At 62.1% G+C, this 17,648-nt stretch carries 18 protein-coding genes; 13 read left to right on the forward strand and 5 right to left on the reverse strand.

All coding sequences use genetic code 11. The annotated features are described in order from the left end of the window. Window positions 1–192: 192 nt before the first annotated feature. Window positions 193–651, forward strand: a complete 459-nt coding sequence (locus GQB00_RS01545) for a YiiD C-terminal domain-containing protein (protein WP_111496439.1) — start codon at window positions 193–195, stop codon at window positions 649–651. A 10-nt stretch (window positions 652–661) separates the two neighbouring features. Here the strand turns inward: GQB00_RS01545 and GQB00_RS01550 are convergent, their stop codons facing one another. Then, a complete protein-coding gene (locus GQB00_RS01550; RefSeq protein ID WP_165854991.1) occupies window positions 662–2,350 on the reverse strand; it encodes an ABC transporter permease in 1,689 nt (562 codons plus the stop codon). 55 nt (window positions 2,351–2,405) lie between these two features. Further along, complete coding sequence (locus GQB00_RS01555; protein ID WP_165854992.1) at window positions 2,406–3,425, reverse strand: Fe(3+) ABC transporter substrate-binding protein; 1,020 nt, start codon at window positions 3,423–3,425, stop codon at window positions 2,406–2,408. Between the two features lie 239 nt (window positions 3,426–3,664). Between GQB00_RS01555 and GQB00_RS01560 the strand changes: the two genes are divergently transcribed. Further along, complete coding sequence (locus tag GQB00_RS01560; protein ID WP_165854993.1) at window positions 3,665–3,931, forward strand: PilZ domain-containing protein; 267 nt, start codon at window positions 3,665–3,667, stop codon at window positions 3,929–3,931. Window positions 3,932–4,255: 324 nt separating this feature from the next. Next, the gene (locus tag GQB00_RS01565) at window positions 4,256–5,596 is read left to right on the forward strand and encodes an HD-GYP domain-containing protein (protein WP_207950580.1); all 1,341 of its coding nucleotides are present in this window, start codon (window positions 4,256–4,258) and stop codon (window positions 5,594–5,596) included. A gap of 17 nt (window positions 5,597–5,613) precedes the next feature. Here GQB00_RS01565 and GQB00_RS01570 read toward each other — a convergent pair whose 3' ends face one another. After that, the gene (locus GQB00_RS01570; RefSeq protein ID WP_165854994.1) at window positions 5,614–6,741 is read right to left on the reverse strand and encodes an organic solvent ABC transporter permease; all 1,128 of its coding nucleotides are present in this window, start codon (window positions 6,739–6,741) and stop codon (window positions 5,614–5,616) included. 234 nt (window positions 6,742–6,975) lie between these two features. On the opposite strand from GQB00_RS01570, the gene GQB00_RS01575 reads away from it, so the two are divergent. The 3 genes from GQB00_RS01575 to queF are packed head-to-tail and all read left to right on the forward strand — an operon-like array spanning window position 6,976 to window position 9,512. Further along, complete coding sequence (locus GQB00_RS01575) at window positions 6,976–7,911, forward strand: ABC transporter ATP-binding protein (protein WP_165854995.1); 936 nt, start codon at window positions 6,976–6,978, stop codon at window positions 7,909–7,911. Next, entirely contained in the window at window positions 7,908–8,681 is a 774-nt protein-coding gene (locus GQB00_RS01580; protein ID WP_165854996.1) for an ABC transporter permease, read from the forward strand. The genes GQB00_RS01575 and GQB00_RS01580 overlap by 4 nt, the downstream gene beginning before the upstream one ends. Window positions 8,682–8,693: 12 nt before the next feature. Continuing rightward, window positions 8,694–9,512 (forward strand): NADPH-dependent 7-cyano-7-deazaguanine reductase QueF, encoded by an 819-nt coding sequence (gene queF / locus GQB00_RS01585; RefSeq protein WP_165854997.1) that lies wholly within the window; start codon window positions 8,694–8,696, stop codon window positions 9,510–9,512. Here the strand turns inward: queF and GQB00_RS01590 are convergent. Beyond that, entirely contained in the window at window positions 9,479–10,939 is a 1,461-nt protein-coding gene (locus GQB00_RS01590; protein ID WP_165854998.1) for an adenylate/guanylate cyclase domain-containing protein, read from the reverse strand. The genes queF and GQB00_RS01590 overlap by 34 nt on opposite strands. Before the next feature lie 41 nt (window positions 10,940–10,980). After that, window positions 10,981–11,292, reverse strand: coding sequence for an Mpo1-like protein (locus GQB00_RS01595; protein ID WP_111496433.1), 312 nt, complete (start codon window positions 11,290–11,292; stop codon window positions 10,981–10,983). 284 nt (window positions 11,293–11,576) lie between these two features. On the opposite strand from GQB00_RS01595, the gene GQB00_RS01600 reads away from it, so the two are divergent. The 7 genes from GQB00_RS01600 to flgG all read left to right on the forward strand — a co-directional run bounded on the left by GQB00_RS01600 (window position 11,577) and on the right by flgG (window position 17,647). After that, on the forward strand, window positions 11,577–12,134 hold the full coding sequence (locus GQB00_RS01600) for a nitroreductase (RefSeq protein ID WP_111496432.1): 558 nt from the start codon (window positions 11,577–11,579) through the stop codon (window positions 12,132–12,134). A 185-nt stretch (window positions 12,135–12,319) separates the two neighbouring features. Further along, window positions 12,320–12,721, forward strand: coding sequence for a flagellar basal body rod protein FlgB (gene flgB, locus GQB00_RS01605; protein ID WP_111496431.1), 402 nt, complete (start codon window positions 12,320–12,322; stop codon window positions 12,719–12,721). A gap of 27 nt (window positions 12,722–12,748) precedes the next feature. Beyond that, window positions 12,749–13,201, forward strand: a complete 453-nt coding sequence (gene flgC, locus GQB00_RS01610) for a flagellar basal body rod protein FlgC (RefSeq protein WP_111496430.1) — start codon at window positions 12,749–12,751, stop codon at window positions 13,199–13,201. A gap of 22 nt (window positions 13,202–13,223) precedes the next feature. Then, window positions 13,224–13,901, forward strand: coding sequence for a flagellar hook assembly protein FlgD (locus GQB00_RS01615; RefSeq protein ID WP_165854999.1), 678 nt, complete (start codon window positions 13,224–13,226; stop codon window positions 13,899–13,901). A 47-nt stretch (window positions 13,902–13,948) separates the two neighbouring features. Next, window positions 13,949–15,904, forward strand: a complete 1,956-nt coding sequence (locus GQB00_RS01620) for a flagellar hook protein FlgE (RefSeq protein ID WP_165855000.1) — start codon at window positions 13,949–13,951, stop codon at window positions 15,902–15,904. Window positions 15,905–16,024: 120 nt separating this feature from the next. Then, complete coding sequence (locus GQB00_RS01625; protein WP_111496427.1) at window positions 16,025–16,777, forward strand: flagellar basal body rod protein FlgF; 753 nt, start codon at window positions 16,025–16,027, stop codon at window positions 16,775–16,777. Window positions 16,778–16,858: 81 nt separating this feature from the next. Continuing rightward, a complete protein-coding gene (gene flgG / locus GQB00_RS01630; protein WP_111496426.1) occupies window positions 16,859–17,647 on the forward strand; it encodes a flagellar basal-body rod protein FlgG in 789 nt (262 codons plus the stop codon). The last annotated feature ends 1 nt before the right edge of the window (window position 17,648 follow it).

The raw sequence follows: 17,648 nt of genomic DNA on the forward strand, positions 1-17,648 counted from the left end.
ACTTCCCGGCGTCAGGTGGAAGCCTGTCGGCAAGAGGGCTCCCGTGTGGAGCCCTCTTGCGTTTCCGGTGCGCGGGCCGACAGCCGATGACGGTTGTCCTGTCGTCATGACAGTATTTATGGGGCGCAAGCCTTTGGTCGAATTGGGCGTGTTCGAGGTGGGCCCTAGACTGGTGGTAAAGGAGGCGCAGCGATGATCGATCTTGACGCATTTCAGGCTCGTATCCACGAGCAGATACCGCTAACCAGGGCCCTCGGCGTAACGCTTGAGGATTTTGATGGCGAGCGTCTGAGCGTCCGCGCGCCGCTTGAGGAAAACCACAACCATCAGGGGACCGGTTTCGGTGGCAGTCTGTATGCCGTTGCGGTTACCGCCGCCTGGTCCCTGTTGGAGTTGTGGTTGGCTCAGCGCGACCTGAACTGCCGCGTCGTCGTTCAATCCGGGAGCATGGACTACGGGTTGCCCGTCAGCAGTGATTTCTACGCCCAGTGCGCGCTGCCCGTATCGGACGACCTGGAGCGTCTCGAACGGAGTATCGAACGCCGGGGTAAAGGCCGGGTGACGCTGGAGTCGACCATCTTTGCCGAAGAGGGCGGTACGGCCTTTCCCGCCGCGACGTTTTCCGGGCGCTTCGTCGTGGTCCGGGAGTGAATGCCGTCCGCTACTGGAACTCCCTGGACTGGCCGATCGATCGGCTCATCAGGATCACCGGCACAATCCCCGCCAACACGATAACCAGCGCCGGCAGGCCGCTCTGGCGCAGCATTTCGTCTGACGCGTACTGGTAGACATAGGTCGCCAGGGTCTCGAAGTTGAACGGTCGCAGGATCAGTGTGGCCGGCAGCTCCTTCATGCAATCCACGAACACCACCAGCGCAGCGGTAATCAGGGTTCCCCGCAGCATGGGCAGGTGCACCCGCAACAGCGTCCTGCCGGCCGGCATGCCCAGAGAGCGTGAGGCCATGTCCATGCTCGGCGTAATCTTTTGCAGTGCACTTTCCAGGCTGCCTGCCGATACCGCCAGGAAGCGGACGGTATAGGCGAAGACGATGGCGAAGGCGGTGCCGCTCAGCAGTAGACCGGAATTCCAGTCGAACCAGCTCTGCATGCGCAGGTCGAACCAGTTGTCGAACGCTGCCAGGGGAACGATAACGCCAACGGCAAGCACCGCGCCGGGCATGGCATAGCCAAGGCTGGACAGTCGCATCAACAGGCGCATGCCCGGGGTATCGTGCAGGCGGCGGCTGTACGCCAGCAGGAGGCCGATGATCAGCGTCGACACGGCGGCCAGCGAGGACAGCGTCAGGCTGTTGAGGCTGTTCTCGACAAAATCGTCGGTCCAGCTTTCGGCGAAATATTCCGTAGCGTAATAGCCCAGCACCAGCGCCGGCACCAGAAAACCCAGCAGCAGTGGCAGGGCGCAGACCAGCAGGCACAGCCCCTGACGACCGCGGGACAGGCGAAAGCGCTGCAGTGGCTCGCGCAGGTCGCGGGCGGCGAATTGTTGCTGGCGTCGACGGGAGTAGCGTTCCAGGGTCACCAGAATCAGCACAAAGGCCAGCATGACGGTGGCGATCTGGGCGGCGCCGCCCAGGTTGCCCAGGTTCATCCAGGTGTCGAACAGGCCGGCGGTCAGGGTGTTGACCGCAAAAAAGTCCACCGTGCCGAAATCATTCAGGGTTTCCATCAGCACCAGCGACAGGCCGACGGCGATGGCCGGCCGGGCGATGGGCAGAACCACCCGGAAGAAAGTCCCGAGGGCTGACCGGCCCAGGCTGCGGCTGACGGCAAACAGTGAGGGCGACTGCTCCATGAAGGCCGCGCGAGCCAGTAGGTAGATGTAGGGGTAGAGCACCAGCCCCATCATGAGCACCGCGCCGCCCAGGCTGCGGATGTTGGGGAACCAGTAGTTCGATGCGTTCTCCCAACCGAAGGCGTCCCGCATCCACGACTGAACCAGCCCTGGGTAGTCGAGCAGATCGGTGTACACGTAGGCGATGACGTAGGCCGGTACCGCGAACGGCAGCAACAGGGCCCACTCGAAGAAGCGGCGGCCGGGGAACTGGCACATGGTGACCACCCAGGCCGTGGATACGCCGATCACCAACGTCAGCAGGGAAACACCGAGCATCAACTGGAAGGTATTGGACAGGTACAGCGGCAGCGTGGTGTTGATCAGGTGCGGCCAGATGTTGTCCTCGGGGAACAACGCCAGGTAGAGGACGGCAAACACGGGCAGCGCCACCAGGGCGGTGGTCAGCCCCGCCGACAGCACCCATCGCCGCGCCGCGCCGGAGCGGAGGATGTGCGAGGGCGGCTGTTGCTGAAGGTCTTTGACGGCCTGGTTCATGACCGTCCCTGGCGGGAGCGGCGGACGGTGGCGTCCGCCGGTTTTGCGTGTGACATCAGTTATCGTAGTTGACCCGGTCAACCATCTTGACAGCAGCCTCCCGGTTGGCGGCGATCTCGTTCAGGGAAAGCGAGTCCGGGTTCAGGTAGCCCCAGGAGGCAACGGCTTCCGACGGCGGCACGTCCGGGTTGGCGGGGTACTCATAGTTAACCTTGGCGTAAATGCTCTGTGCTTCCGGCGTGGTGAGATATTCCATCAGTTTGATGGCGTTGTCCCGGTTGGGCGCGCTCTGGGTCAGGGCCATGCCGCTGACGTTGACGTGGGTGCCGCGCCCTTCGGCGTTCGGGAACACCAGATTGACCGACTCGGCGGCCGGGCGCTGGTTTTCGTCCTCCAGCATCTTGCCGTAGTAGTAGCTGTTGCCGATGGCGACGTCACAGACGCCTTCGGAAATCGCCATGATCTGGTCCCGGTCGCCACCTTGCGGCCGCCGGGCCAGGTTATTCTTGAGTCCGGCCAGCCAGGTTTCCGCTTCACGCTCACCGTGATGGGCGATCATCGATGCAAACAGGGCGACGTTATAGGGGTGCTTGCCGCTGCGTGTGCAGATGCGGCCTTCCCATTGGGGATCCGCCAGGTCTTCGTAGGTGCTGATCGCGCCCGGTTCCACTCGCTCTTTGGATACGAAGATCAGACGCGCGCGGGTGGTCAGGCCGTACCATTTGCCTTCAGGGTGGCGCAGGTTCTCCGGAATGTCTCCGGTCAGGGTGTCGGTCTCGACGGCGGCGGTGAGGTTGCCCCCGACCAGTTCGCTCAGGCGCGAGATGTCGACCGTCATCACAACGTCAGCCGGGCTGTTTCGGCCTTCTCTTTCCAGGCGCTCGGCCAGGCCGGCGCGTGCAAAAACCACATTGGTCTCGATACCGGTTTCCCGGGTGAAGGCTTCCAGCAGGGGCTCCAGCAAGTAGGGCTGGCGATAGGAATAGATGTTGACTTCGCCGGCGGCATTGGCCTGGAGTGAACCGGCGGTGCAGGCCGCAGTGGCCAGCGCAATAACGGCAGTGCGAATGGACATGGTTTCGTAACTTCCCGCTCACAGTTTGTGTTTGACGTTCTGCCGCGTGGCGGACGGCGTCTTCAAGCGACATTAAACATGAAAATCGAGAATATTGCTAAACGGAATTATTATTGTTTTTAGAGGGAGCGACCAGGGGCGCGAACTGACAACCCATTTGGTGCTATCCTCAGCCAAAAGATAGGGAAGTCTGGCAGCTGTCAGCACCAAAACCGCCAACGCAGTAGTCGAGATCCACGATGTCCCACGACCGACGTTCAGCGCTTCGAACCGCTCTCAGTGCCCGGGTAAGGATTAGCCATCCCACTTTAGGTGAGCGGGTGTATCACACCCGAGATATCTCCGATAGCGGTATATTCGTCGTTGTCGAAGACGATACCTGGCCGGATATAGGTGACCAGGTCGAGGTTCAGGTACAGGGGTTGCCCGGGGAGGCACCTATTCTGGGCATGAAGGTCGTCCGCCTGACCCCGGAGGGATTCGGTCTCGAGTTCCTCAATCTCTAGTTTCTTGCATCGCTGGTTTCTTAATATCTGGTTTCCTGATCCCGGGTGCCCGCATGCGTTGATGCGTCGATGGAGCCCTTCATCGGCGCTCTGAAGCGTCCTTTCGGCTGTGACAGATAGAGCGCATTCGAAACCAATGTCATGACGATTACGTAACAATCGCGGACTTTCGGCCACTTTTTGTGATGAAGTTCTCCGCCCGACCGTTACTCAATTCTCGACGCTACGTTCTGTTTAAGTCAGCAAAGATTTGCAATGTTTTGTGGCCAGTTGGTTACCCTTTAGCTGCAAAATGTTGTGGAGTCTGGCCGCCCTGACGTCAGAATGGAAACGTCGACCGGTTTGTTCTATCAGAGGTATGCCGTGGGTGTCCGTCAGCAGAAAGTGGCCGTACAGGACCTGACTATTGGATCGTTTGTCTCGGACCTGGACCGTCCGTGGCACGAGACGCCGTTCCCGATCCAGGGGTTCTACATTCGCACCCAGGAGGACATCCGCTCCCTGACGTCGTACTGCCGCTGGGTAATGGTCGACGTCACCGAAACCCGTGACACGTCTGAATACGAAGCCTCCAATGCGCCCATCTTTTCCCGGCGCAGCTCCAAGCGTCATCAGCAGGAAACCCTGAAGCTGCCTGCCATCCAGGTGCGTAACCGCCAGGAGTATCCAGTGGCTTCCACGCTCAAGCGCGAGGCCCGCCAGGGTAAGCGTCTGATGCAGGATATCGCCAAGACGCTGAGTGCCATCGAGCGTCAGGTGCGGGCGGGCCAGACCCCGGATTTTGCGCCGGTGTCGCGGGTGGCCCGGGGCATGGCCAGCAGCGTGGTGCGTCATCCCGACGCCATGCTCTGGGTATCGCGCCTGCATCAGCACGACAACCACAGTTACCGGCATGCGTTGAACGCCTCTGTGTGGGCGTTGGTGTGCGGCCGGCACATGGGGCTGGAGCGCCCGGCGCTGGAAAACCTGGCGTTGGGCACGCTGTTGTGCCAGATAGGCAAGCTGGATCTGCCTGTCGAGGTGGTGCGCAATGAACACAAGCTGGATGCGGATGACTTCGCACTGTTCCGCCGGTACGTCGACAAGGGGGTGGAGCGACTGGAAGCGGCCGGCCTGTCACGGGCCGTGGTGAACGTGGTGCGCTATCACCGGGAGCGCCACAACGGCTCGGGTTTCCCGGAAAGGGTCCGCGGTGACCGCATTCCGCTGCTGGCCAAGATCGCCGGTCTGGTGGACCATTACGAAACCCTGGTGGAGCCCCGCGCCGACCAGATGCCGCTGACCCCGGCTCAGGCTGTGGCGCACCTGTACGAGCTGCGCAACATCGAATTCCAGGAAGACCTGGTGGAGCACTTTATCCAGTCGATCGGCGTCTATCCGACCGGCACCCTGGTCCAGCTCAGCAGCGGAGAGCGGGGTGCGGTCGTGGCTCACTCGCCGGGGCGCCGTCTCTGGCCGCGGGTCATGGTGATGACGGACCGCGACCAGAAACCCCTGAAAACCGCGCGGGTGGTGAATCTGGCGGAGCTCAACGAAGGTCGACAGCCCGAGGACGCGCTGTCGGTCAGTGGCTGCCTGCCGTTCGGTGCCGACGGTCTTGATCCCCGCCACTTCGAGGTGACCGGCGCCGCCAGCCGCTGGAGCTTTCGTCATTTGATCGGCTGAGTGCCTGTCGGTCCGGGCTACTCAATCACCACGCGTAACGGTTTGCGTAGCCAGTGGTAATCGCCGGCAGGCCTGAAGTTGACGATCAGGTCGCTCTCGTCGCCGGCACGGCCATCCACGAAATACTCCACCGAATGGGTCTGGGCGCTCGCGGCGTGCACGACGACGGCCCCGGGATCGGTGCTGAGGGCTTCGATGTTATCCAGAGTTACCTCGCCGCCGGCGCGCCGGACGAACACCTCGCGGATCGCGGTATCTGACGCCGGAATGTTGGCGGTGACCGTCGACAGGTAATAGCGGTTGGTCCGCTCGGTGGTGATGGCGTCCAGTTCCCGGGTCAGGTAGTCGTCGACGTCCTCCAGCTCGATATCCTCGATGGAGCGGACCGCGTTGAGAATGCGGTTCCGTTTATTCTGCAATTCGTCGCTGTAGTCGATGTCCGGGTCCCGGGCCTCGCTCTGGGGTGGCGGCTCCGGTGCTGCATCGATTTCCGCCTGACTGGGCGGTTCCTCGCACAGCTCGTCGCCTTCGGGGTAGAAGCAGATGGCCGCCAGCAACTGATTGACCGGAGACAGGCTGTCGTCGCTGACGTCCGGATCGGCGAAGGCGTTCACGCTCTGGTGAACGTCGATTGGTTCCGCCAGTGCGGGCAGGGCGGCATTGAGCTGGCGGATGACCCGGTCGCTGAAAACCAGCGGCTCACCCTCGGCGGCGGTGCCGTCTTCATCCAGGGCCAGCATCAGGCGTACGGTGTTCTGTACGGCGGGGGTGTCCATCACCTGTTGTTCCACTGGTTTGTGGCTGAGAAGGCCCAGGTCGTCTGCGATCGCGCCGGTCAGTGCCGAGCGGGCCTCTGCAAAGAACGCCAGCGGCGTCACCATGCGACTGGCGGGAACATCGCTGGCCAGCGTCAGATTGCCGATGCTGAAGTCGATGGTCTCGCCCGGGTAGTAGCGGAAGCGTCCCGCGGCCTTGGTAGTGCCGCTCTGGCTCCGGGTCTGGTAGGTCAGACCCAGGACGCCCGAGGGCATCACCTGGCCTCGCGAGGTGTCGTCGTCGCTGTCACTGCTGCTGTCGCCGCCCATGCAGCCGGCCAGCCACAGGCTGGCGACAAGCAGCGTCAGGGATCGATGCGTCCGGGGCATGTTGTCTTTCCTTGCGTCTCCCGTTGACCCGGGCTGGGGTGGTCACGGGGTTTCATTGTTGTTGGCCCGAGTATAGGGGCGAGGCGGCGGGGATTCCGGGCATCCGTCGCAGTTTGCCGAGATCGCAAGGCAAGGGTTCGATCGGCCCGGGCGGGTTGAAATCGGGGGAAGCGGCACAATAACAGGGTGTTGCCGCATGTGACCCACCCCAAAGACAAAGCAGGCAGCGTGCCCATGACCAATGCTCTGAAAATACAGGACCTCCGCAAGACCTATGACTCCGGTTTCGAAGCCCTCAAGGGCATCGATCTGACCGTCGAGGAAGGGGACTTCTTCGCCCTGCTGGGCCCCAATGGGGCCGGCAAGTCGACGACGCTGGGGATCGTCTGTTCGTTGGTCAACAAGTCGTCGGGCAAGGTGTCGGTGTTCGGCTACGACATCGACAGGGATCTGGCCAGGGCCAAGCTGAATCTGGGCGTGGTGCCCCAGGAAATGAACTTCAACCAGTTCGAAAAAGTGCTCGATATCGTCGTCACCCAGGCTGGTTACTACGGCATACCCGCCCGTAAGGCGCGCCAGTCCGCCGAGCACTATCTGCGTGAGCTAGGGCTGTGGGATAAACGGGATACGCCGGCGCGGATGCTGTCCGGCGGCATGAAGCGGCGCCTGATGATTGCCCGGGCCCTGGTCCACGAACCGAAGCTGCTGATCCTGGACGAGCCCACCGCCGGCGTGGACATCGAACTGCGCCGTTCCATGTGGACCTTCCTGGAGGAGATGAACCGCCGCGGCACCACCATCATCCTCACCACCCATTACCTGGAAGAGGCGGAAGCCCTCTGCCGCAATATTGCGATCATCGATCATGGTCAGATCCTGCACAACACCAGCAAACGTGACCTGCTCAAGCAACTGAGCATGGAGACCTTCCTGCTGGATACGGCCGAGGCGCTGGAGCAGGCGCCGGCATTGGCGGACTTCGATACCCGCATCAACGGCGACGGGCAACTGGAAGTGGACGTACGCCAGGGTCAGGACCTTAACAGGGTGTTCGGTCAACTGGACGAGCAGGGCGTCCGCGTCACCAGCATGCGCACCAAGGCCAACCGTCTCGAGGAGTTGTTTATCCGCATGGTCCAGGAAAACAAGCAGGAAGGAGGTGAGGCATGAGCTTCGACGCCAAACTGACCGCCTTCCTCACCATCGTCGTCCGGGAAATCCGCCGCTTTACGCGAATCTGGCCGCAGACGCTGTTGCCCCCGGCGGTGACCATGACGCTCTATTTCGTCATCTTCGGCAACCTGATCGGCTCTCGGATCGGGCAGATGGAAGGCCACGACTACATGGCCTTCATCGTGCCCGGGCTGATCATGATGTCGGTGATTACCAGTTCCTACGCCAACGTGGTGTCGTCCTTCTTCAGCATGAAGTTCCAGCGCAGCATCGAGGAACTGCTGGTGTCGCCGGTGCCCAACGGTATTATCCTGGCCGGTTACGTGGCCGGCGGCATGGCTCGCGGCCTTGGGGTGGGGGTGATCGTAACGGTGCTGTCCCTGTGGTTCACGGATCTGAGCCTGCATCATCCGCTGGCAACCGTCATCACCGTGATCCTCACGTCGATGCTGTTTTCGCTGGGCGGTTTTATCAACGCCATGCTGGCCACCAAGTTCGACGACATTTCCATTGTCCCGACCTTCGTGCTCACGCCGCTGACCTATCTGGGCGGGGTGTTCTACTCGATTCAGCTGCTGCCGGATTTCTGGCGGGCGGTGTCGATGGTCAACCCGATCCTGTACATGGTGAACGCGTTCCGCTACGGCATTCTGGGAATTTCCGATGTGAACGTGGGCATTTCGCTGGCCATGGTGCTGCTGTTCATTATCATTCTGGTTGTTGTCAGTCTGCGAATGCTGGCTCGCGGTCGCGGCATTCGCCATTGAGGAAACGAGTTTATGGCCCTGGAACACGCCCCGCTGGGCAAGAGCAGCGAATACCCTGAACATTACGCGCCGGAGCTGCTGTTCCCGGTGCCGCGACGGGACAACCGTCAGGGCATCGGGCTGGAGGATGGCCGCTGGCCCTGGTTCGGCAGCGACTACTGGCAGGCCTGGGAAATCTCCTGGATTCGCCCCAACGGCGTGCCGGCGGTCGCCTGGGCGGTCATTGAGGTGCCGGCGGCGTCGCCGTCGATTATCGAATCCAAATCGCTCAAGCTCTATCTCAACTCGCTGAACCAGGAAACCTTTTCCGACGCCAGCCAGGTGACCGAGCGCATTGAGCAGGATCTGTCCAGCGCCTCGGGAGCGGCGGTGCACTGCCGCCTGCATTCGGTGGACGAGGGAGCGACGGTCCCCGGGCGTCCGGCGGAATACCAGCTGATCGACGACGAGCCGATCGACGTGGATGGCTACGAGCCGTGTCCGGAGCGGCTGCAGGCGTCCGGCCCGGTGGTCACCGAATCCTTGTGCTCGCATCTGCTCAAGAGTAACTGCCCGGTGACCGGGCAGCCGGACTGGGGCAGCCTGTTGATTCACTACAGCGGTCCGAAAATCGATCGGGCGGGACTGTTGGCCTACGTGGTGGGGTTCCGGCAGAAGCAGGATTTCCACGAGCATTGCGTGGAGACGGTGTTCACTGAGCTGATGGCGCGTTGCCAGCCGCAGTCGCTGACCGTCAGCGCCCATTACACCCGTCGTGGCGGACTGGACATCAACCCCTGGCGCAGTACCGGTCCGGGTCAGCCGGAATGCTTGCGGCTGGTGCGGCAGTAATTGGCCGGCGGTGCGGGCTCCTCCTCGATGCGGAGGCGGTCCACCGCTTCCTCCAGCGCGCGCAGGATTTCGGTTCGCTCGGTGCTGCGGACCTTGTCCGAGTCCAGGTACATGGCAAAGCCGGCCTGCTCGTGTTCCATGAAGCTGCGTTCGGCGCCCAGGTCGCGACGGAAATCGACCACCTCGTAGATGGGCACCGGACGCCCGAATCCTTTCACCGTGATCTCTCCCTTGTCCCGGCACATGATCTTGTCCTTGATCAGTGAAAACGTCTCGTAGGAAATCAGGATCTCGCCGGGGTCGGCCAGGGATTCCAGCCGGCTGGCCAGATTCACTTCCTTGCCGATAATGGTGTAGTCCATCCGGTTCTCGGCACCGAAATTCCCGACCGTGGCATAGCCGGCGCTGATTCCCATGCGGATCTGAAGCGGGGTCTTGATGCCCTGGCTGCGCCACTTCTGACGCATGATCTTCATGTGTTTGCGCATGTCGATGGCCATGGACACGCAGGCCAGGGCGTCTTCGCGTGGCCCACGGCTGGTGGGATCACCGAAGAAGATCATGATGGAGTCGCCGACGAACTTGTCGATGGTGCCGCCGTATTTCAGGGCCACCTGGGACATTTCGTTGAAGTAGTGGTTGAGCAGCTCGGTCAGGGCTTCCGGTTCCATTTCCTCGGACAGCTCGGTGAAGCCCTTGATGTCCGAGAAGAAGATCGACAGCTTCTTGCGCTGGGTTTCCAGGCGCACGTCCCGCTCGCCGGTAAAAATGGATTGCCAGACCTGCGGCGAGAGGTACTTGGAGAGCTTGTGGGATAACGCGATGGACTGCTCCCGCTGATACTGGATCTGGGATTTGGCGGTCATCAGGGCGCGCGCCTGCTGGTGGGCGTAATAGGCGGTGATGCAGATGTACAGGGCGGTCGCCAGCAGGGCGACCAGGCTGAGCGCCAGCGGCGCCTGCAGCGATACCGACATGCCGCGGCAGGTCAGGCCCACGGCCGCGGCACCGGCGAACAGCAAGGTTCCGAAGAACCACTGGCGCAGGCCACCGACCAGCATGGCGCTGAACATCAGCATCATCAGCACCGCCAGCGACGGCACCGCGACCAGCCCGATCACGCCGGTGAACGCGCCTCCCAGCAGGCAGTCGAGCAGCAGCATTTTCTGACGGATGCGGTTGGAATGGCGCAGTCGGGTCTGATGGGTCAGGAAGTGGACGGTGTGGGGCCAGAGCAGCGCGGCGGGCACCAGCCAGATCAGCCAGTCCGGAAAGTGGTCGGTGAGCAGGCCGGTGAAAATGATGGCGGCCGCACCGGTGTAGGCCAGCACCCGGCCGTTGTAATCCGGCATCGGGGGGATGGCGACCGGCTTGCTCTGTGCCTCAAGCAGCAGTGATTTTCCGCTGGCCAGGGGAGCGTTCATCATCGGGTATCCCGTCGGGTTGGTTCGCTGATCGACTGAAGGCGCTAGAACCGGATGCGGCCCGTGAGCATGTCCTTGAGCATTACCCAATCACCCATCAGGCTGTAGAGCGGATGCTTGAACGTGGCCGGACGATTCTTTTCGAACACGAAGTGGCCGACCCAGGCAAACCCGTACCCCAGCACCGGCACCAGCAGCAGGTAGAGCCATTGCCCGGTGGTGATGGCGTAGAGCAGGACGGCAATCACCAGGACGCTGCCCAGGTAATGCAGGCGGCGACAGGTGGGATCGCTGTGCTCTTCCAGATAGAAAGGGTAGAAATCGGCAAAACGATCAAAATGGCGTTGTTCTGTCATGGCTTTCCGCCGTCAACTTGTTGTTATAGTGTGGTATCCGAAAGGTCGATGGCGCCCGTCCAGCGAAGCCGGACTGCCAGACGTCGAGCGGTGTGACCTGTCGGAAAAAGGTTAGCAGTATTGGTGAAATGTCACAATTGCAACGTGATCTGCGTCGATTCTGTTTTGGCGGCGTCAGCGTGGCGGCGTCAGCGTGGCGGCTCCAGGGCTGCAGCTCCGTTCCGGTCAGCCGCATCGGCGTTGGCATGACCACGCAACCGTTTTGATGAACCCGGGAATCAACTATGACTGATACCGTGAATGCGATCCTCAGCCGCACGTCGGAGCCCCAACTGCAGGCACCCGCTCCAGACCCGGAGGTGCTCGAAGATCTGTTCGCCTGCGCTGCCCGGGCGCCGGATCACGCGTTGCTGCGTCCCTGGCGTTACCTGGTGGTGGAGGGTGAAGGACGCTCGGCCCTGGGTGAGGTGTTCGCGCGGATCGCCAACCCGGAGGACCCGGCCGCGCCCAGCGAGGAAAAGCTGCGCAAGATGCCGTTACGCGCGCCGATGATCCTGGTCGGCATCACCCGTCATCAATCGCATCCCAAGGTGCCGGCCATCGAGGAGTCCGTTTCCACCGGCTGCGGTATGGCTTATATGCTTTTGGCCCTGGAAGCGCGTGGCTTTTCCGGAATGTGGCGCACCGGACCGGTGGCCTATGACCGGCGTGTCCACGAGGGCCTCGGGCTGGCAGAGAACGAATCGATCGCCGGTTTCCTCTATGTGGGAACGCCGGCCCTGCGCAAGCCGCAGATGGAGCGGCCGCAGCCGGCCACCTTCGCGTCCCGCTGGCCCGTCTAGAGAGGGGCCGCCGCCGCAGGGGAAACTCCGGGGGAAAGTCCTTGCCGCTTTCCCCGTCCCGCCTTCATTCCGCAAACCGCTTATTCCTCTCCAACCCTCTGTTTTCAGGGGTTTCCGTAAACTGGCATTGCTGTTGCTTTGTCTTATCCAAAGCGATATGCGGCAATCCTCCGGAGAGAGACGGCATGGCCATCAGTTTTGCAAACGCCCTGGGCATTCACGAGAAAGCGCTGAACGTACGGGTTCAACGTGCCGAAGTGCTGGCCAATAACCTGGCCAACGCGGATACCCCGGGCTTCAAGGCGCGCGACATCGATTTCAAGGCGGCGCTGGGTAATGCCCAGTCGCAGGCCTCGTCGCTGCCGCTGGAGCGTACCAGCAGCGGCCACATCGATCCGCAAGCGGCCATGACCGAGCGCGCCGCGCTGATGTATCGCAACCCGTACCAGCCTTCCCTGGACGGCAATACGGTGGATGCACAGCAGGAAGAGTCCCGGTTCATGCGCAACGCCATGGATTACCAGGCCAGCTTCCAGTTTCTCAACAGCAAATTCCAGGGCCTGACCAAGGCCATCAAGGGCGAATAAAGGACCGCAGGGTAGAGGACACGCGTCATGTCACTTGGAAACATCTTTGATATTGCCGGCTCCGGTATGACAGCCCAGTCCCTGCGGCTGAATACCACGGCGTCGAACATCGCCAACGCCGAAACCGCCAGCTCCAGCACCGATACCACCTACCGGGCGCGTAAGCCGGTTTTCTCCGCCATTCAGCAGGACATGATGTCCCAGGGCGATTTTGGTACCGGCTGGAGCCAGGGCAGCAATGGCGCCGCGTCGGCCGGCGTCAAGGTGGACGGTGTGGTGGAAAGCGACGCCGAGCTGCAGATGCGTTACGAGCCCAACCACCCCGCGGCGAACGAGGACGGCTACGTCTACTACCCGAACGTGAACGTGGTGGAGGAAATGGCGGACATGATGTCCTCCTCGCGGAGCTTCGAAATGAATGTGGACGTGATGAACACGGCCAAGTCGATGATGCAGCGCATCCTCACTCTCGGCCAGTAATCGACTCAGTAAGGAGTAGAGCATGAGCACCGTTAACAGCACCTCCGCTACCGATGTACTGAGTCAGTACCGGACCCAGACCGCCAGCGGCACGTCATCCTCCGACGAGCTTGGCAAGAACGAATTCATGGAGCTGATGATCGCCCAGCTCAATAACCAGAACCCCCTCAAGCCCCAGGAAAACGGCGACTTCCTGGCACAGCTGGCGCAGTTCAGCTCGCTGGAGGAAATGCAGGGGGTATCGGACAGCGTGCAGGACCTGGCCGGCCAGTTCCGTTCCACCCAGGCGTTGCAGGCTTCGGCCATGGTTGGCCGCACGGTGATGGTCCCGTCCCAGACCGCCATCCTCGGCGCTTCCGGTGAGGTAGAGGGGGCCGTGCAGGTGCCGGCGTCGACCTCCAGCCTGCGTCTCGACGTGCTGGATTCGTCCGGTGAGCTGGTGCGCCAGATCGACCTGGGGGCGGCGTCCGAAGGACAGAAGTCGTTTACCTGGGATGGCAAGGACGCGGACGGCAATGATCTGCCGGAGGGCACCTACGTGCTCCAGGCCCATGGCAGTTACACCGGTGGCTCCGAGCAGCTCAGCACGATGCTCAGTGCCAACGTTGACAGCGTCTCCCTGGCCAGCAGCGGCGATGTCACGCTCAATCTTGCCGGCATGGGCTCGGTAGCCCTGTCCGACGTGCAGCAGATTAACTGAAGAGTCCGCTAAAGGCTCCGTAAACAGATTTAAGGATGAGGTGAAGTATGGCGTTCAATATCGGTCTCAGTGGCTTGCGGGCCGCGTCCGTGGATCTGGATGTCACCGGCAATAACATTGCCAATGCCAGCACCGTCGGTTTCAAGGGCAGCGAGGTCCAGTTCGGTGACCTCTACGCCAGCGGTTTCCTGTCCGGCGGCACCAACGCCATTGGCGACGGGGTGCGCGTGCAGGACATCAAGCAGTCCTTTGGTCAGGGCAATGTCAGCTTCACTGACAATGGCCTGGACATGGCCATCGACGGCGACGGCTTCTTTATACTGAATAACAACGGCGAAGTCCGCTACAGCCGCGCCGGTCAGTTCAGCATCGACCGCGAAGGCTATGTGGTGAACAACCAGGGCATGCGCGTGCAGGGCTTCCAGGCCGATGACGAGGGCAACCTGTCCGGCGTCCGCGGTGATCTGTTCATCGACAGCGATAACCTCTCACCGCGCCGGACCACCGGCGTCGAGTCGGAGCTGAACCTGGATTCCCGCGAAAGCGTCCTGGCTGAAAGCGGCACCCGCGTCACCAGTCGGGACTTCGCGCCCAACGCCAGCACCGGGGCACAGACTTTTACCATTACCTATCCGGACGGCTCCACGCGCGATGTCTCGGTAGCCGCCGACAGCTCCGCGCGGGAGATCGCCAACGCCCTGAGTCAGGAGGAGGATGTCAGCGCCTCGGGCCGCACCGAGGTGCTGCTGGACGGCTCGTCCATCCAGGCCGACGACATCTTTTCCCTGGAAGGCGTGGACTTCACTGTGGCCGACACCGACAGCTCCGGCAACACCCTGACCACGGCCGAGCGTCTGCAACAGCTGGCGGACGATATTAACGGGTCGTCGCTGAGCAGCATCAACGCCACCATCAACAGCAGTGGCCAACTGCGCCTGATTTCCAGTCGCGGCGACACCCTGCGCATGAGCTACGAGGACGTCAACGCCAACGGCGGCGCGATGGCGTTTGACGATGGCACGGCGGTGTCCACCGACAGCACCAATCCGTCCACCCAGGTGGGTACGGTCAGTGTCACGCTGGACGGCGAGGTGCAGATGACCGCCGCCGCCGATGCGCCGTCGACGACCACCATTCTGGATGGGGTCACGCCGACCTCGTTCACCAACAACACCTTTGATCCCACGGACCAGAAGACTTACAACCACGCCACGTCGACCACGATTTACGACAGTCTGGGGAATCCGCACGTGATGACCCAGTACTTCGTCAAGGAGCCCAACACCAGCGCCAGCCAGGGCAACGCCTGGAGCATGTACGTCCAGATTGACGGCGAGAACATCGGTGATCCGCCCAATTCCACCGGTCAGGCGACCATGGCCCAGTACGACCTGGTATTCAGCGAGGACGGCACCCTGCAGAGCGTCAATGGCGATCCCGATGGTGAGGTGCTGATCTCCAACTGGACGCCGCTGGATTCCAATGGTCAGCCCAACGGTGCGGATGGCCCGCGACTGGTGGCCGACGGCGGCACCACGCCGATTCCGGATCCCCCTGTCAGCTCCAACTTCGTCATTACGCTGGACGAGACCACCCAGTACGGCAGCGACTTTGCGGTGAACGACCAGGCCCAGGACGGCTACACCACCGGCCGCCTGTCGGGTCTGGATGTGTCGGACGAAGGCGTGGTCTTCGCCCGCTACACCAACGGCCAGTCGCAAACGCTGGGGCAGGTGGCTCTGGCCACCTTCCGCAGCGCCGAGGGTCTGTCGCCGGTGGGTGACACCACCTGGGTGGAGACTTTCGAGTCCGGCCAGCCGATCATCGGCTCACCGTCCAGCGGCACCTTGGGGTCGATCACCGCCAGTTCGGTCGAGGAGTCCAACGTCGACCTGTCTGAAGAACTGGTCAACCTGATCGTGGCGCAGCGTAACTATCAGGCCAACGCCAAGACGATCGAAACGTCGGACGCCATTACCCAGACCATCATCAATCTCCGCTAATCCCTCCTGAAAACCGCCGGATCCGGGCTCCAGGCCCGGTCTGGCGGCATTTCTACAGTTCTGGCACGACTTCTGCAATGACTCTGTTATCGAGTCAAAAATCCGGCAGGAGTTTTCCTCATGGACAAGGCCATCTACATCGGGATGTCCGGCGCCAAGCAAAGCATGCTGGGGCAACAGGCCCACGCCAACAACCTGGCCAACGTCAATACCACTGGTTTCAAGCGGGATTTTGCGCAGGCCCGCAGTATGCCGGTGTTCGGTGAGCATTATCCGACGCGTGCCTACGCCATGACGGAGCGCCCGGGAACCGATCTGTCTTCCGGCGCGCTGATGGAAACGGGACGGGATCTTGACGTTGCCATTTCCGGCGACGGTTGGCTGGCGGTCCAGGCGGATACCGGTGAAGAAGTCCTGACCCGGTCCGGCAGCCTCAGCGTGGACGTCAACGGCATCCTGCGTACGGCCACCGGCGAACCGGTGCTGGGCAACGGCGGGCCGGTGGCTCTGCCTCCCTACGATAAATTGCAGATCGGTCAGGACGGCACGGTATCGATTGTTCCAGCGGGTGGACCGCCGGATCAGCTGGTGCAGTTGGATCGCCTCAAGCTGGTCAATCCGCCGGCGGACAGCCTGATGAAAGGGACCGACGGCTTCATGCGCAGCAAGCCCGGCGAGGCGGCAGGACCTTTCGCAGCCGACGGCGCCGTGCGCCTGCAATCCGGCTTCCTGGAATCCTCCAACGTCAACGCGGTGGAGGAGATGATTGCCAATATGGAGCTGGCGCGCCAGTACGAAATGCAGGTGAAGGTCATGCGCACCGCGCAAAGCAATTCCGAAGCGACGGCACGGCTGTTGCAAAACCTTGGATAACAGTCTGAGTGGCCGGTAACGGCGGATAAAAGCGGCAATGTCTCGCCGCTGTCGCCACCGGCACCATGCAGGAGATAGAGCATGCATCCAGCACTTTGGGTCAGTAAAACCGGTTTGAGTGCGCAGGACACCAACATGTCCACCATCTCGAACAACCTGGCGAACGTGAACACCACCGGCTTCAAACGCGACCGGGCGGTGTTCCAGGACCTGCTGTACCAGATCAACCGGCAGCCGGGCGGCATGAGCGCCGAGAACTCGGAACTGCCGTCGGGTCTGCAGCTGGGTACCGGTGTGCGCGTGGTGGGGACTGCAAAACAGTTCACCCAGGGCAACCTGCAGGTGACCGAGCAGCCGCTCGACATGGCCGTGGATGGCCGCGGTTTCTTCCAGGTCCTGATGCCGGACGGCAGCATCTCCTACACCCGGGACGGCCAGTTCCAGCTCAACTCCGAGGGCGACATCGTGAACGCCAACGGCTACCCGCTGGAGCCCAACATCAACGTGCCCGAGAACACCACCAGCATCACCATCGGCACGGACGGTACCGTCTCGGCGGTCGTGGATGACCAGGCCAACCCGGTGGAGCTGGGCGATATCACGCTGGTGGACTTCGTCAACCCGCAGGGTCTGCAGGCGATCGGCAACAACCTGTTCCGTGAAACCGCTGCCAGCGGTGATCCCCAGGAAGGCGAGCCGGGGCTGGATGGCCTGGGCCAGATCGAGCAGGGCATGACCGAGGCGTCCAACGTCGAGGTGGTCGAGGAACTGGTGAACATGATCACCACCCAGCGCGCCTACGAGATGAACTCCAAGGTGGTCTCCACCACCGACCAGATGCTCCAGTTCCTGAACCAGAACGTCGGCTAGG

It is taken from the genome of Marinobacter sp. JSM 1782161 (assembly GCF_011421605.1).
Classification (GTDB): Bacteria; Pseudomonadota; Gammaproteobacteria; order Pseudomonadales; family Oleiphilaceae; genus Marinobacter_A; species Marinobacter_A bohaiensis.

Excerpts from the sequence above, each read along its gene's own strand:
- GQB00_RS01545 (WP_111496439.1), top strand. The coding sequence starts at position 193 with ATGATCGATCTTGACGCATTTCAGGCTCGTATCCACGAGCAGATACCG.
- GQB00_RS01550 (WP_165854991.1), bottom strand. The coding sequence starts at position 2,350 with ATGAACCAGGCCGTCAAAGACCTTCAGCAACAGCCGCCCTCGCACATC.
- GQB00_RS01555 (WP_165854992.1), bottom strand. The coding sequence starts at position 3,425 with ATGTCCATTCGCACTGCCGTTATTGCGCTGGCCACTGCGGCCTGCACC.
- GQB00_RS01560 (WP_165854993.1), top strand. The coding sequence starts at position 3,665 with ATGTCCCACGACCGACGTTCAGCGCTTCGAACCGCTCTCAGTGCCCGG.
- GQB00_RS01565 (WP_207950580.1), top strand. The coding sequence starts at position 4,256 with ATGGAAACGTCGACCGGTTTGTTCTATCAGAGGTATGCCGTGGGTGTC.
- GQB00_RS01570 (WP_165854994.1), bottom strand. The coding sequence starts at position 6,741 with ATGCCCCGGACGCATCGATCCCTGACGCTGCTTGTCGCCAGCCTGTGG.
- GQB00_RS01575 (WP_165854995.1), top strand. The coding sequence starts at position 6,976 with ATGACCAATGCTCTGAAAATACAGGACCTCCGCAAGACCTATGACTCC.
- GQB00_RS01580 (WP_165854996.1), top strand. The coding sequence starts at position 7,908 with ATGAGCTTCGACGCCAAACTGACCGCCTTCCTCACCATCGTCGTCCGG.
- queF (WP_165854997.1), top strand. The coding sequence starts at position 8,694 with ATGGCCCTGGAACACGCCCCGCTGGGCAAGAGCAGCGAATACCCTGAA.
- GQB00_RS01590 (WP_165854998.1), bottom strand. The coding sequence starts at position 10,939 with ATGATGAACGCTCCCCTGGCCAGCGGAAAATCACTGCTGCTTGAGGCA.
- GQB00_RS01595 (WP_111496433.1), bottom strand. The coding sequence starts at position 11,292 with ATGACAGAACAACGCCATTTTGATCGTTTTGCCGATTTCTACCCTTTC.
- GQB00_RS01600 (WP_111496432.1), top strand. The coding sequence starts at position 11,577 with ATGACTGATACCGTGAATGCGATCCTCAGCCGCACGTCGGAGCCCCAA.
- flgB (WP_111496431.1), top strand. The coding sequence starts at position 12,320 with ATGGCCATCAGTTTTGCAAACGCCCTGGGCATTCACGAGAAAGCGCTG.
- flgC (WP_111496430.1), top strand. The coding sequence starts at position 12,749 with ATGTCACTTGGAAACATCTTTGATATTGCCGGCTCCGGTATGACAGCC.
- GQB00_RS01615 (WP_165854999.1), top strand. The coding sequence starts at position 13,224 with ATGAGCACCGTTAACAGCACCTCCGCTACCGATGTACTGAGTCAGTAC.
- GQB00_RS01620 (WP_165855000.1), top strand. The coding sequence starts at position 13,949 with ATGGCGTTCAATATCGGTCTCAGTGGCTTGCGGGCCGCGTCCGTGGAT.
- GQB00_RS01625 (WP_111496427.1), top strand. The coding sequence starts at position 16,025 with ATGGACAAGGCCATCTACATCGGGATGTCCGGCGCCAAGCAAAGCATG.
- flgG (WP_111496426.1), top strand. The coding sequence starts at position 16,859 with ATGCATCCAGCACTTTGGGTCAGTAAAACCGGTTTGAGTGCGCAGGAC.